Here is a 13,048-nt window from a genome sequence, read left to right as displayed (position 1 = left end):
CCGTGAGCGACGAGACGACCACCCGGGCGCGCATCCTCGAGGTGGCCATGGACCTGTTCGGGACGCACGGCTACCACCGCACCTCGGTCCGCGCGATCGCCGAGCAGTTGGGCATCTCCAAGGCGGGCGTGCTGTACCACTACCCGAGCAAATACGACATCCTCGCCGGCTTGGCCGAACCGTTGCTGGAGGCCATGGAGCGCACCATCGCCGAGGCGGCCGATCCGGATCCGTGCGAGGCCCGCCGTCGCGTGGTGGAAGGGTTGCTCGATGTGTTCCTCGCGCACCGCTACCTGCTCCGGCTCAACGTCAGGGACTTGGCGCTGGCCGCTCCCGGGACGATTTTCGACCGGTTCAGCAAGGCCATGATGCAGGCGAACATCCTGGTGGCCGGCCCGGACGCCACCTTCGCCGAACGGGTGAGGGCCACCCAGGCGGTGGCGGGGCTCAGCGACCCTGTGGTGCTGTATGCCGAGGCTCCGGTCGAACAGCTGCGCGCGGAGGTGCTGGAAGGAGTGCGGCTGTTGTTGGCGCCTGCGGACCGGACGTCGCCGGTGTCCGGGACGAGGGGCAGGCCCGCCGCAATGACCGCCGAGCGGATCGAACTCGCCCGCCGGATGCGCGACGCGGAGCGCCGCAGCGTGCCCGAGATCGCCCGGGAGCTGGGTGTCTCCCGGGCGACGCTGTACCGCTATCTCAAATAGTCAGTCTTATTGAGACAATATTTTTGAGACGCGCCCGCTGTTGTCGGCGGTGCGGAGTAGCGTCGGCCCCATGGACGACGCCGCCTACCGCGAGCGGCCGTCGCGGTACGCGGGCGCCGTGTTGTGGACCAAGACCGTCGACGGCCCCGGACTGCCGGTGCTGCCCGACGGCTGCATGGATCTGATCTGGATGAACGGCCGGTTGATCGTCGCAGGGTCGGACACCAAGGCTCACCACCCGGGCGGATCGCCTGGTGATCACTACGTGGGCGTCCGGTTCTTTCCCGGTACCGCGCCCGCGTTGCTCGGCATCCCGGCGCGCGAGTTGCGCGATCGGCGCGTCGATCTGGCCCAGCTGTGGCCGTCGGCGGTGGTCCGGTCGCTGGTGGACCGGATGGCAGGCGCCGGTGACCAGGCGGCGGCGCTGGAACAGATCGTGCGGTGGCGCGCGGCCGAGACCGAACCGGCCGATCCGCTCCTGCGGAAGGTGGTCGGCGCACTCGACGCCGGATGGCCGGTGGCGGCGGTCGCCGACGCGGCCGGGCTGGGTGAGCGGACCCTGCGCCGCCGCTGCCTGGACGCCTTCGGCTATGGCCCGAAAACCCTCGCGAGGGTGCTGCGCATGCAACGCGCGCTGGCCACGGCGCGCAGCGGCGTGTCACTCGCCGAGACCGCGACGCGCACCGGGTTCGCCGACCAGGCGCACCTGTCCCGCGAGGTGCGCGCCCTGGCCGGTATACCGCTGGGAAGGTTGCTCGCTCGGTCCTAGCGAGCGGCGTACAGGTCGACGCCGTTGCCGTCCGGGTCGTGCACGACCGCGTAGCGCTGACCCCAGAACGCGTCCCAGGGCTTCAATTCGCCGTGGTAGCCGGCGTCGACGAGTGCGGCGTAGACGGCGTCCACCTCCGCGGGATCGGCGCAGCGGAAGGCGATGCCGAGACGGCCCCCGCCGCTCGGCGGCGTCCACTCGGTGTGGAACGACCGGATGACGGCTTCGGTGTCCAGCGTGAGCCGCATGCCGTTGGGCAGCGCCGCCTCGGCGTGCCCTTCCTGCTCGGAGCCTTCGGGGAAGTCGAGACCGAGGCGGCGGTAGAAGGCCACGGAAGCGGCCATATCGCGGACGACGATGCCGATCACGTCGAGTTGGGGTGTCATGCCGGCAGCGTAGGCAGCGGCGCGCCGACGCGTCTTGAACGAATCGGACAGCGCCTATCGCGCGGGCGCGGGAACCAGTTCGGCGATGAGATTCTCCACCAGGATGCGGATGCGGTCGCGGATCGTGCGCACCACGTCGATGGTCTGGTCGGCCGGGTCGGGCAGCATCCAATCGCGGTAGCTGATGCCGGGGAAGAACGGGCAGGCGTCGCCCGCGCCCATGGTGACCACCACGTCGGAGATGCCGATCGCGTCCATGGTGAGCGGCTTCGGAGTGTGGCCGGAGATATCGATGCCGATCTCGGCCATGGCGTCCACCACCGTGGCGTTCAGGGTCTCGGCCGGTGCGCTGCCCGCCGATCGCACATCGAACCGGTGACCAGCCAGGGCGGTGAGGAACCCGGCGGCCATTTGCGAACGGCCCGCGTTGTGTTCGCAGACGAACAGCACACTGGGCTTGTGGGACATGGGAACGCCTTTCGATGTGCAAGGTGGAGCATAAGTGTGCTGGCTGCCGGACCGGCCGCCCGGCTTGGTGAGCCGAAACGCTTTCTGAGCGTATGAGATACGTATACCAGCGCGCCGCTAATCGTTACGGCGCGCCGTGCCGTCGCGCGCGCGGGCGTACGGCTGTCGCAGGCCAGCGGGCGTAATCCGCTGTCACGCAGCGGCTGTGCGCCGGAGCCGACCGGGCGGCAACGCGCAGTGTTCCCCCGGGGTGATGCACCGGAAGACTTCGTCGAAGGCCTGCGACGTTCGGAGCCCTCGTCGGCCGCCGGTATCCGGCCGCACGATCGATCCGGCCGCACAAGGGCACGCGGGCATCAACCGGTCGCAACTGATCCGCGGATCGACGCGCATACGACATCGCATCGCGAAACGCGCCTCGTCTTCCGCCACCGACACCAGCACCCCGGTCGATGCGAATCGGCCGGGGTGCTGGCGTGAATCAGTGGAACGTCATAGGCGGCTGGAATCGCTCCTGCCGCGCGGCCCATGTCCGCCGCGGACGGATGCGGCGAAGGGGGATCAGATCGGACGCAGGTCGATCATCTTGCGCAGCCGCTGCCGGTCGCGCTCGAGGCGGCGGGCTTCATAGGCGATCGGGAAGTAGCGCAACCGCTCCGGCAGCAGCGGAACCAGCCGCGCGATCAGCCAGCCGAGCACGCGCAGCTTGCGCTCGTCGGCCGCGGTCCAGGTCAGGCCGAGCTTCTGGCGCGCCACCTCCGGCGTGGTGCCGACCGTCACGAAGTACTGCAGCCAGCCGATCGGCGCCACCGCCGCTTTCCAGACCGGACGCAGCACGCGCGGCAGCTGCTTCGGCGGTGCGACGGAGCGGATCACCCGCAGGTAGTCGCGCGCGGTGTCGGTGGCAACCAGATGGTTCGCGACGGTGTCCTCGAAGAACTTCTCGAATTCGGCGTAATTGGCCGGGATCTCCTTGGGCGCCACCGAGAAGTTGCGCAGCAGCTGCAGCGTCTCCTGGAAGTACGCTTCCTTGTCCGCCGCGGTGAGCGGGCGCTTGGCGAAGTACTTGGCGCTCTCGGTGAAGGCGAAGGTTCCGGTGTGCAGCACCCAGGCCCACGGGGCGCTGGACAGGGCGGTGTGGCGCACGCCGTTGGCGTCGGTGGTGTTCAGCGACGCGTGCAGCTCCCGCAGGCGATCGGCCTCCGCGAGCGCCTCGTCGCCGCCGTAGACCCACATCATCACCGATGCCAGGCTGCGCGTGGCACGGCCCATCGGGTCGGTGCGGAAGGTGGAGAACTCGTCCACCACCGCGGAGATGGTCGGTTCCATGGTTTGCAGCAGGAAGGCCGAGCCCGCGGTGAGGGAGAACGTGATCAGACCGGTCTGTTCCCACATCTGGGTTCCCGGTTCGATCGGGCGGCGGGGCGGCAGCGTTCGCGCGCCGGTGGTTGAGCGTGCGACGGACGCGGTCATCGTGATCTCCCTTGATCGGCCTGGCTCATACAATGAGATGATAACCCTAACAATCTCTCATCGTCTATCCGTGGCCGACGATCTCGTCACCGTCCTAGGCTGTGCAGACATGACGACCGATTGGCGCAGTCGTACCGGCCGGATCGGAGTGCTCACCGGCGCCGGCATCTCCACCGATTCCGGCATTCCCGACTTCCGCGGCCCGCGCGGGGTGTGGACGAAGGATCCCATCGCCGAATTGCTCTCGACCTACCAGAACTATGTGGCCGACCCCGGCCTGCGGGAACGCGCCTGGCTCGCGCGCCGCGACAATCCGGCCTGGCAGGCCGTCCCCAACGCGGCGCACAACGCGCTCGCCGACTTGGAACGGGCCGGGCGGACGGTCACCATCATCACCCAGAACATCGATCGTCTGCATCAGCGGGCGGGGTCTTCGCCGGATCGGGTGATCGAGATCCACGGCAACATGTTCGAGGTGGTCTGCGTCGAATGCGACTACCAGACCTCGATGTCGGCCACCTTGGAGCGAGTGGCCGCGGGCGAGCCGGACCCGCCGTGTCCCGACTGCGGCGGCATCCTCAAGTCCGCCACCGTGATGTTCGGTCAGCAGATGGACCGCCGCACCATGACCAAGGCCGCGCTCACCGCGGAGACGAGTGACATCTTCCTGGCCATCGGGACGTCGCTGCAGGTCGAGCCCGCCGCGTCGATGTGCTCCATCGCCGTGCGCGCCGGCGCGGATCTGGTGATCGTGAACGCCGAGCCGACGCCGTACGACGCCATGGCCACCGAGATCATCCGCGAACCCATCGGCACAGCCGTGCCCCGCCTGGTCGCGGAACTCATCGCCGAACGACCGGAGTGAAGCCGGGCGGCGGGTTCAGCCGACCGGGCCGAGCACCCGGTCGAGGTAGGGATTGGTGAAACGCCCTTTCGGGTCGAAGCGCCGCCGCACCTCGGCGAACCGCTCCCAGTCGGGATAGCGGCCGCGCAGGGTCGCGGCGGTCTGGAAGTGGCGTTTGCCCCAGTGCGGACGGCCGTCGTAGCGGTCGAAAACCGCTTCGCAGGCGCGGAAGTACGGTTCGAATGCCATGCCGCGGTACTGGTGCACCGCGATGTAGCAGGTGTCGCGGCCGTTGGCCGGGGAGAGGAACGCGTCGTCGGGCGCGACCCACCGCACCTCGATGGGCATGGGGGTGTCGAAACGAGTGGACAGTTCCTTGATCTCGCGAATCGCGGCCACGGAATGCTCGCGCGGGATCGCGTACTCCATTTCGGTGAAGCGGATCAGGCGCGGCGACGCGAACACCCGGTAGGAACGGTCCACCTGACGCCGGTAGCTGCCCGCGTAGGCGGCGCCGCGCTGAATCAACGGGAGCAGGCGCGGCTGCCTGCGGCTGAGTCCGCACAGCGCGTCGAACAAGTAGTTGGACAGCAGGATGTCGGTGAACCAGTCCACCGCTTTCGGGCGCGGTCGTTCGGGCAGGGGCACGCGATTGTTGCGCTTGGTCATGGCCAGCGGGCTGTGCGCGAACATGTAGAACTCGAAATGCTCGTTGCGGTCGACGAACGAATCCAGATCGGCGAGCACGTCCTCCACCGGGACCGGGCGCTCGATGCCCTCCAGTACGAAGGACGGCGCCATCCGCAGCGTCACGGCGGTGACGACGCCCAGCGCGCCGATGCCGACCCGCGCGGCCCGCCAACCGTCGGGATCGGTCCGCTCGTTCAGTTCAACCAGCGTTCCGTCGGCTTGCATCAGTTCCACCGAATGCACCGCGGCGGAGAGGTTCTGCAAAGTCGCGCCGGTGCCGTGGGTGGCGGTGGCGATGGCGCCCGCGACGGTCTGCACATCGATGTCGCCCAGGTTCGGGAAGGCGAGACCGTGCTCGTGCAGGGCGGTGCTGGCGGCGTTCAGGGTGATGCCCGCCTCCACCCGGACCAGGCCTGCGGCGCGGTCGACGTCGAGCACGCGGTTCAGCTTCGCCAGGCTCAGCAGCGTGCCGTCGGTCAGGACGGTGTCGGTGAACGAATGGCCGCTGCCCGCGACGCGCACGGTCCGGTCGTCGGCTTCGGCGTCGGCGAGCAGGCCGGCCAGTTCGCCGACGGAGCCCGGGGCGGCGAGGAGTGCGGGCGCGCAGCGTTGATCGCCCGCCCAGTTCACCCACGAATTGGTCATGTGACCAACTTTACGGGAGCGAGCGTGACGCGCGCTACTTACGGTTCGATTTCGCTACCGCTTGCGCCAGCTGCAGGTCAGCTGTTGCTTGGCGTGCTCTACCTCGTCGTCGGTCAGCGGGGGGACGTCGAGATGTCTGCGCGGCGTTTTGTCGTCGCGCACGCCGTTCAGCATGATCGCCATGTACCGCTGCCAGACATCGGGATTCACCGGCTTGGCGAACTCGGCGAGTGCGTCGACCATGTGGACAAGCGCGAAGAAGTCCGAGGGCTCGATGCCGTGGGCGAGCACGCCGGCGTCGCGCGCGCGGGCGCAGATGGCGTGCACCTTCGGTTTGATGCGATCGCGCACGACCGCGAATCGATCGGTCTCGTCGTCTTCGAGTTCCAGCATGACTTCGCTGAATCCGCGGTTCGTGGCCATGTGCCGACACGCGTATTCGAAGAACTCGACGAGTCCGAACCAGGGATCGGGATGCCGGTAGGCGGCGTCGGCCGCGTCGGCGAAATCGTTCAGGTTCTGGTCGAAGACCTCGACGATCAGTTCCTTCTTGTTCGCGAAGCGGCGGTACACCGTGCCGACACCCACACCGGCGCGCTCGGCCACGTCGTCGAGGGTGATCTCGAGTCCGTGGTCGGCGAACAGTTCCCGCGCCGCGGCGATGATCCGCTGCTGATTGCGTGCGGCATCGGCCCGCAGGCGCCGGGGCGGAGAGGCGACCGTGGCGTGATTCACACCGTCATTCTATCAACATCGCGGATTAACCGGAGGCGTTATCTCCGTTATCGTGATAGCTTCTTCGGGTAAGCGGAGGGATGTTCTCCGGATCAACGCTCGAGACAAAGGGTACACATGACTACCGCGATCGACCGCGGGGCACCGGCCCCGGAGCGAACGGGAAGTGGGCGGCGCGGCTCGCACGCCCTGCGCTGGTGGGTGCTCGCCGTCCTCGGCGTCGCCCAGCTCATGGTCGTGCTGGACGCGACCGTGGTGAACATCGCACTGCCCGCCGCGCAGCAGGATCTCGGCTTCAGCGACGGCGACCGCTCCTGGGTGGTCACCGGCTATGCGCTGGCGTTCGGCAGCCTGCTGCTGCTCGGCGGCCGCCTCAGCGACCTGTTCGGCAGGCGCAACACCTTCATCATCGGTTTGGTCGGCTTCGCGCTCGCCTCCGCCGTCGGTGGCGCGGCCACCAGTTTCGAGATGCTCGTCGCGGCCCGCGTCGGACAGGGCGTCTTCGGCGCGCTGCTGGCGCCCGCCGCCCTCTCCCTGCTCACCGTGACCTTCACCGAACCGTCCGAACGGGCGAAGGCGTTCGGCATCTTCGGCGCCGTAGCGGGCACCGGCGGCGCCATCGGGCTGCTGCTCGGCGGCGCGCTGACCGAATGGGCCTCCTGGCGCTGGGTGATGTTCGTGAACCTCGCCTTCGCCGCCGTCGCGCTGGTCGGCGCCGTGCTGTTGCTCGCCAAGCACGCCGGCACCGAGCGGCCCAAGCTCGACATCCCCGGCACGGCCGTGGTGACCGCGGGCCTGTTCGGCATCGTCTACGGGTTCTCGCACGCGGAATCGCACGGGTGGACCAACGGCGTCACCCTCGCGTTCCTGCTCGGCGGCGCGGCGCTGATCGCGGTGTTCGCCTGGCTGGAGACCCGGGTCGCGCACCCGCTGCTTCCGATGCGGATCGTGCTCGACCGGATGCGCGGCACCTCCTACCTGACGGTCTTCGTCATGGGCATCGGGATGTTCGCGATCTTCCTGTTCCTCACCTACTACATGCAGCTGACCCTGGGCTACTCGCCGATCATGACCGGCGTGGCGTTCCTGCCGATGGTCGCCGCCATGGTGGCCTCCTCGACCACCGCCCCGTCGTTGCTGCTGCCGAAGCTCGGCCCGAAGGTCGTGGTCAGCGGTGGGTTCCTGATCGCGGCGGCGGGCATGGCCTGGCTGACCAGGATCGGCTTGGACACCGGCTACGCCAGCCACATCCTGCCCGCCCTGATCCTGCTCGGTCTCGGCCTCGGCGGTGCGATGTCGACCGCCTTCCAGGGCGCCACCTCCGGCGTGCAGCACGAGGACGCGGGCGTGGCATCGGCCATGATCAACACCAGCCAGCAGGTCGGTGGATCGATCGGCACGGCCCTGCTGAGCACGATCGCGGCATCCGCGGCCACCGACTACCTGTCCACCCGTACGCCGGACCCGCTCACCATCGCCCAGTCCGCGATCGAGAGCTACACCACCAGTTTCTGGTGGGCCACGGCGATCTTCGTCGCGGGCGGCATCCTGACGGCGGTGCTCATGCCGAGCGCAGCGCCCGCGCCCGCCGAGGGGGAGCCGGTGCTCGCCCACTGAGCCGAGTGCGGTGGCGCAGGCCCGGTTTCCGGCGCAGCGGCCGCCGTCCCGCGATTCCGTCGCGGGGCGGCGGCCGTCGTCGTTCGCCGAGCCGTGCGACGGCATTCGATCGAAGCGACGCGGCCGCAGCGCGGCCGGAACTGTGCTATGCGATTGCCGATCAGTCGATTAGAGCTGTCCGGTCCGATATGGGAGCAAATCTCTCCGCCGCGCGGATCCCGATCTCGGGACGTGGCGCCGATCATCGCGCACGACACGCGGGGTTCGTCCGCCGCACACGGCAAAGCGCGCCAGAATCACCATCATTGGTGCAAAATACGAGCTAGGTCAGTGTGGCGGGCCTTGCTGGTCGGCGGTCCGCCTTCCGGTTCACGCGGTAGATCTCATGGGATGCTTTGCGACCGGGATCCCGATGATTCCGACCGCTCCGGTGTGGGTAGCCAAGAGGCTGCTGTGCACCCATTCCTGTACCGGCGCACCCGGCGGTCGCACCACCTTCTCCACCCCACCCGCGAGGTTCGTAGACTCCTCGGACCGGGCGCGGCACTTCCCGCCGCGCTCGTCCGCCTCGGGGGGTGGCGGTGGCGTGGCCGGGGCGTCGCAGCCCGGTGCGGGCATGGCACGGTGAGTACCTGGTTCGGCTCGGCGATCGACGGGAACGGCACGACGGAAGGGGGCAGGCATGAGTGGTTCGCAAGCGGGCGCCGCCACGGCGGGACGGTGGCGCCCCGCGGCACGGCTCACCGTGCTGCTCGACGAGGACGACAAATGGCGGCACACGCCCCTGTATCACGAGATCGTGCGCCGGGCCAGGGACGGTGGACTGGCTGGTGCCAGCGTGTGGCGCGGCATCGAGGGATACGGCGCGTCCTCGCATGTGCACACCACCCGGATGCTCGATATCGCCGACCATCTGCCGCTGATGCTGATGCTGGTCGACGAGCCGGAACGCTTGCGCGCCTTCGTCGAGCGGAACGCCGAACTGTTCACCTCGGTCAACGTCACATTGGCGCCGGTGGACCAGTGGCAGGAAGGTGAGCGATGACCAGACCCCGTGGCAAGCCAGGCGACCCGGCCGCAGCACTCGCGGCACCAGCGGAATTCGCCTCGCCGGTGCCGTCGGGCACGGTGGCCGTTAGCATTGTCGGTTCGGCGCGGCTCGGTGATCAGGGCGGCGCGTCGGCGGGTGATCGATCGCTCGCCGCCGCGGAAGCGGGCTTCCGCACCGTGCCGACCACGTTCAGCAGATACGGCGGCGAGACGTTCCGGCTGGCGGCCGAGATGAACGTGGCCGCGGGGTCGGCGGTGACCGGGCGGTCGTGGACATGATCCTGATGACGAGCCGGGCGCAGCCGATACGGAAGGGAGACCCGAGCATGGCCCACGATCGAGCCGGGCGTCCCGCACGTCCCACCGATCTGGAAGACATCGCGCATCTGGTGACGGCGTACTACAGCCGTGTTCCGGACGCGGAGGATCCGGCTCAGCGGGTGACGTTCGGGACGTCGGGACATCGCGGCTCCAGCCTGGACGGCGCGTTCAACGAGGCGCACATCCTCGCGATCACCCAGGCGATCGTGGAATACCGCGCCACCAGGGGCATCACCGGGCCGGTCTATCTGGCCAGGGACACACACGCGCTGTCGGAGCCCGCCTGGACCACCGCGCTCGAGGTGCTCGCCGCCAACGACGTCACGGCGGTGATCGATGCGCGCGACCGCTACACCCCCACGCCCGCGCTCAGTCACGCTGTGCTGCGCCACAATCGGGGCGGCGCCAAGCACCAGGCCGACGGCATCGTGGTCACCCCCTCGCACAACCCGCCCCGCGACGGTGGCTTCAAATACAACCCGCCGCACGGCGGCCCGGCCGACAACACCGCCACCGACGCCATCGCCGCCCGCGCGAACGAACTGCTGCGCGGCGGGCTCACCGGCGTCAAGCGCACCACGCTGGAGCGCGCGCTGGCCACCGGCGTCGAACGCTACGACTACCTCGACCACTACATCGACGACCTGCCCAACGTGCTGAACCTGGACGCGATCCGCGGCGCGGGCATCCGGCTCGGCGCCGACCCGATGGGCGGCGCCAGCGTCGACTATTGGGAGGAGATCGGCCAGCGCTACGACCTCGAACTCGAGGTGGTCAATCCTTTCGTCGACCCCACCTGGCGGTTCATGACGCTCGACAGCGACGGCAAGATCCGGATGGACCCGTCCTCCCGCTACGCGATGGCCTCGCTGATCGCGATCAAGGACGACTACGACATCTCCACCGGCAACGACGCCGACGCCGACCGGCACGGCATCGTCACGCCCGACGGCGGGTTGATGAATCCGAACCACTTCCTCGCGGTGGCCATCGAATACCTGGTCGCCAACCGGATGGGCTGGGACGCGCTGACCAAGATCGGCAAGACCGCGGTGACGTCGTCGATGATCGACCGGGTGGTCTCCGTGCTCGGTCGCGACGTGCACGAGGTGCCGGTGGGATTCAAGTTCTTCGTTCCCGGATTGTTCAGCGGCAGCCTGGCCTTCGGCGGCGAGGAGAGCGCGGGCGCGTCGTTCCTGCGGATGGACGGCACGGTCTGGACCACCGACAAGGACGGCATCCTGCTCGCCCTGCTCGCCGGGGAGATCGCGGCGGTCACCGGCCAGAGCCCGTCGGCGCGCTACGTCGAACTCGAACGCCGCTACGGCAGTCCCGCCTACGCGCGGATCGACGCGTCCGCGACCGCGGAACAGAAAGAGCTGCTCGCGAAGTTGACTCCGGACATGATCACCACGAAGGAGATCGCCGGGGAGCCGGTCACGGCCGTGCTCACCAGGGCGCGGGGCAACGGCGCGCCGCTGGGCGGCCTCAAGGTGACCACCGAGAACGCGTGGTTCGCCGCTCGCCCCTCCGGCACCGAGGACAAGTACAAGATCTACGCGGAGTCGTTCCACGGCCCGGAGCACCTCGCCGAGGTGCAGACGGCCGCGGAGGAATTGGTGGGGCAGGCGCTGTCCGGTGACCGGTAGATCCAAGCCCCTGCCCACCGAGATCTGGGTGCTGGTCGGGGGCGCGTTCGTCATCGCCATCGGGTTCGGCCTCGTCGCCCCGGTGCTGCCGCAGTTCGCGCGCGGTTTCGGCGTCGGCGTGGCGGCCGCTTCGGCGATCGTGTCCGCGTTCGCCCTGATGCGGTTGCTGTTCGCGCCGCTCAGCGGACGGTTGGTGCAACGGCTGGGGGAGCGCTCGGTCTATCTCGGCGGGCTGCTGATCGTCGCGGTGTCCACGGGCGCCAGCGCGTTGGCGCAGAGCTACTGGCAGCTCATGGTGTTGCGGTCGCTCGGCGGCATCGGATCGACCATGTTCACCGTGTCGTCGCTGGCGCTGGTCATCCGGATGTCCCCGCCCGAGCAGCGCGGCCGGGTCTCCGGGTTGTGGTCGACCAGCTTCCTGGTCGGCTCGGTGAGCGGGCCGCTGGTGGGCGGCGGGTTGTCCGGGCTCGGGCTGCGCTGGCCGTTCGTCATCTACGCCGTCGCGTTGCTCGCCGTGAGCGTGGCGGTGCACCTGAGCCTGCGGCATTCGGAACTGGCCGCGCCGGAACCGGCCGGCGGCGTCCGCATGATGTCCTTCCGGGAGGGCTTGGCGCGGCCGGAGTACCGGGCGGTGCTGCTGTCGAACTTCGCCAATGGCGCGGCCGTCTTCGGCGTCCGGATGGCGTTGGTGCCGCTGCTCGTCGTCGAGGTGCTGCGCCAGGCGCCGGGTATGGCCGGTGTCGCGTTGACGGTGTTCGCGGCGGGGAACGTCGCGGTGCTGTTCGCCTCCGGGCGATTGTCCGACCGGTGGGGGCGCAAACCGTTCGTCATCGTCGGCTCGCTGGTGTGCGCGGCGGGAACGGCGGGGCTCGGCCTGGTGACCGACCTGCCGTGGCTGCTCGCCACCTCGTTCCTGGCCGGGCTCGGCTCCGGCATGTTCACGCCCGCCCAGCAAGCGGCCGTCGCCGACATCATCGGCCCCAAGGCGCGCGGCGGCCCGGTGCTGGCCGGCTTCCAGATGGCCGCCGACCTCGGCACCGTCATCGGGCCGGTCGCCGTGGGCGCCCTGGCTCAGCAGGTGTCCTATGAGCTGGCGCTCGGCGTGACCGGCGCGCTGCTGGCCGTGGCGGCGCTCGTCTGGGCCGTCGTCCCCGAGCCGTCGCGGCGGGGGAGTTCCGTTCGATCGGAGATTCCTTCCGACCGGTCCGGCGGAACCGACGACACCGAGCGGCAAGCGGCCGGGATCGATCGGGCGCTGAGCGACGTGTCCGGCGCGCCGGTAGCCGACAGCGCGGTGCCGGTGGTGGCCTCTTCCAGGGCGGCTCCGAGTGGTGACGGCATAGAAGAGGCGCCGCACCCTGGTGGTCCTGAATCGGTGCCCGAGGGCGTCGGGGCCCCGGCGGAGTCCGACGGGCTGGTGCGTCGTGCCCCCGCCGCGCGCGGCGATCGGCCTGGAGTGGCAGCGGATTCCCGGCCGGTGACGCCCGCGCCGGGGACCGCGGTCGTCGATCCGGACGTGGAGAATCCGCCGGGGCGCCCGATGTCTCGCGGTAAACGGCGTCGGCCGGAGCGGCGTGCCCGCCGCAGGCGTTGAGCAGGACGGATCGCCCCGAACGTTCGCGGGAGAGTAGGCGGCGGACGGCGGGGATGTGGCTGCCCAGCCCACGCCGGACAGTGGTCGATGCCGTTCGGCGAAC

The 13,048-nt window shown here is 69.5% G+C and carries 12 protein-coding genes and 1 pseudogene; 8 read left to right on the top strand and 5 right to left on the bottom strand.

Annotation, left to right across the window (positions count from 1 at the left end; translation table 11 throughout):
- The first annotated feature begins 2 nt into the window (after positions 1 to 2).
- Together ACH49X_RS06505 and ACH49X_RS06500 are read left to right on the top strand one after the other, a co-directional pair.
- Positions 3 to 704, top strand: a complete 702-nt coding sequence (locus tag ACH49X_RS06505) for a TetR family transcriptional regulator (protein ID WP_195078496.1) — start codon at positions 3 to 5, stop codon at positions 702 to 704.
- A 70-nt stretch (positions 705 to 774) separates the two neighbouring features.
- Positions 775 to 1,473, top strand: coding sequence for an AraC family transcriptional regulator (locus tag ACH49X_RS06500; RefSeq protein WP_195078497.1), 699 nt, complete (start codon positions 775 to 777; stop codon positions 1,471 to 1,473).
- Here ACH49X_RS06500 and ACH49X_RS06495 read toward each other — a convergent pair.
- The 3 genes from ACH49X_RS06495 to ACH49X_RS06485 form a co-directional block, all read right to left on the bottom strand.
- Positions 1,470 to 1,859, bottom strand: a complete 390-nt coding sequence (locus ACH49X_RS06495) for a VOC family protein (protein ID WP_195078498.1) — start codon at positions 1,857 to 1,859, stop codon at positions 1,470 to 1,472. The genes ACH49X_RS06500 and ACH49X_RS06495 overlap by 4 nt on opposite strands.
- A gap of 54 nt (positions 1,860 to 1,913) precedes the next feature.
- The gene (locus tag ACH49X_RS06490; RefSeq protein WP_067798057.1) at positions 1,914 to 2,327 is read right to left on the bottom strand and encodes an arsenate reductase ArsC; all 414 of its coding nucleotides are present in this window, start codon (positions 2,325 to 2,327) and stop codon (positions 1,914 to 1,916) included.
- A 561-nt stretch (positions 2,328 to 2,888) separates the two neighbouring features.
- Complete coding sequence (locus tag ACH49X_RS06485) at positions 2,889 to 3,800, bottom strand: oxygenase MpaB family protein (protein WP_195078499.1); 912 nt, start codon at positions 3,798 to 3,800, stop codon at positions 2,889 to 2,891.
- 109 nt (positions 3,801 to 3,909) lie between these two features.
- On the opposite strand from ACH49X_RS06485, the gene ACH49X_RS06480 reads away from it, so the two are divergent.
- Positions 3,910 to 4,665 (top strand): Sir2 family NAD-dependent protein deacetylase, encoded by a 756-nt coding sequence (locus tag ACH49X_RS06480; RefSeq protein WP_357108341.1) that lies wholly within the window; start codon positions 3,910 to 3,912, stop codon positions 4,663 to 4,665.
- Positions 4,666 to 4,680: 15 nt separating this feature from the next.
- Here the strand turns inward: ACH49X_RS06480 and ACH49X_RS06475 are convergent, their stop codons facing one another.
- Positions 4,681 to 5,979 carry a D-arabinono-1,4-lactone oxidase gene (locus ACH49X_RS06475; RefSeq protein WP_357208163.1) on the bottom strand — a complete coding sequence of 433 codons (1,299 nt, stop codon included), beginning with the start codon at positions 5,977 to 5,979 and terminating at the stop codon, positions 4,681 to 4,683.
- A 54-nt stretch (positions 5,980 to 6,033) separates the two neighbouring features.
- Positions 6,034 to 6,714, bottom strand: coding sequence for a TetR/AcrR family transcriptional regulator (locus ACH49X_RS06470; RefSeq protein WP_195078502.1), 681 nt, complete (start codon positions 6,712 to 6,714; stop codon positions 6,034 to 6,036).
- 117 nt (positions 6,715 to 6,831) lie between these two features.
- Between ACH49X_RS06470 and ACH49X_RS06465 the strand changes: the two genes are divergently transcribed.
- From ACH49X_RS06465 to ACH49X_RS06445, 5 genes and pseudogenes are all read left to right on the top strand, one after another.
- Complete coding sequence (locus tag ACH49X_RS06465; protein WP_357208166.1) at positions 6,832 to 8,331, top strand: MFS transporter; 1,500 nt, start codon at positions 6,832 to 6,834, stop codon at positions 8,329 to 8,331.
- A gap of 682 nt (positions 8,332 to 9,013) precedes the next feature.
- Positions 9,014 to 9,376: a DUF190 domain-containing protein gene (locus ACH49X_RS06460; RefSeq protein ID WP_195078504.1), complete on the top strand. Its 363-nt coding sequence runs from the start codon at positions 9,014 to 9,016 to the stop codon at positions 9,374 to 9,376.
- The gene (locus tag ACH49X_RS06455) at positions 9,373 to 9,660 is read left to right on the top strand and encodes a hypothetical protein (protein ID WP_357208168.1); all 288 of its coding nucleotides are present in this window, start codon (positions 9,373 to 9,375) and stop codon (positions 9,658 to 9,660) included. The genes ACH49X_RS06460 and ACH49X_RS06455 overlap by 4 nt, the downstream gene beginning before the upstream one ends.
- A gap of 47 nt (positions 9,661 to 9,707) precedes the next feature.
- Positions 9,708 to 11,351, top strand: a complete 1,644-nt coding sequence (gene pgm / locus ACH49X_RS06450) for a phosphoglucomutase (alpha-D-glucose-1,6-bisphosphate-dependent) (RefSeq protein WP_357208170.1) — start codon at positions 9,708 to 9,710, stop codon at positions 11,349 to 11,351.
- Positions 11,341 to 12,528: pseudogene (locus ACH49X_RS06445) on the top strand (MFS transporter); the annotation flags it as partial. The gene pgm and the pseudogene ACH49X_RS06445, both read left to right, overlap by 11 nt.
- Positions 12,529 to 13,048: the final 520 nt, after the last annotated feature.

The sequence above is a fragment of the Nocardia sp. NPDC019323 genome (assembly GCF_044389845.1).
GTDB lineage: Bacteria > Actinomycetota > Actinomycetes > Mycobacteriales > Mycobacteriaceae > Nocardia > Nocardia implantans.
The sequence above is the reverse complement of the archived record's forward strand: the minus strand, read 5'-3'. Positions and strand labels throughout refer to the sequence as shown.

Excerpts from the sequence above, each read along its gene's own strand:
- ACH49X_RS06500 (WP_195078497.1), top strand. The coding sequence starts at position 775 with ATGGACGACGCCGCCTACCGCGAGCGGCCGTCGCGGTACGCGGGCGCC.
- ACH49X_RS06495 (WP_195078498.1), bottom strand. The coding sequence starts at position 1,859 with ATGACACCCCAACTCGACGTGATCGGCATCGTCGTCCGCGATATGGCC.
- ACH49X_RS06490 (WP_067798057.1), bottom strand. The coding sequence starts at position 2,327 with ATGTCCCACAAGCCCAGTGTGCTGTTCGTCTGCGAACACAACGCGGGC.
- ACH49X_RS06485 (WP_195078499.1), bottom strand. The coding sequence starts at position 3,800 with ATGACCGCGTCCGTCGCACGCTCAACCACCGGCGCGCGAACGCTGCCG.
- ACH49X_RS06480 (WP_357108341.1), top strand. The coding sequence starts at position 3,910 with ATGACGACCGATTGGCGCAGTCGTACCGGCCGGATCGGAGTGCTCACC.
- ACH49X_RS06475 (WP_357208163.1), bottom strand. The coding sequence starts at position 5,979 with ATGACCAATTCGTGGGTGAACTGGGCGGGCGATCAACGCTGCGCGCCC.
- ACH49X_RS06465 (WP_357208166.1), top strand. The coding sequence starts at position 6,832 with ATGACTACCGCGATCGACCGCGGGGCACCGGCCCCGGAGCGAACGGGA.
- ACH49X_RS06460 (WP_195078504.1), top strand. The coding sequence starts at position 9,014 with ATGAGTGGTTCGCAAGCGGGCGCCGCCACGGCGGGACGGTGGCGCCCC.
- ACH49X_RS06455 (WP_357208168.1), top strand. The coding sequence starts at position 9,373 with ATGACCAGACCCCGTGGCAAGCCAGGCGACCCGGCCGCAGCACTCGCG.
- pgm (WP_357208170.1), top strand. The coding sequence starts at position 9,708 with ATGGCCCACGATCGAGCCGGGCGTCCCGCACGTCCCACCGATCTGGAA.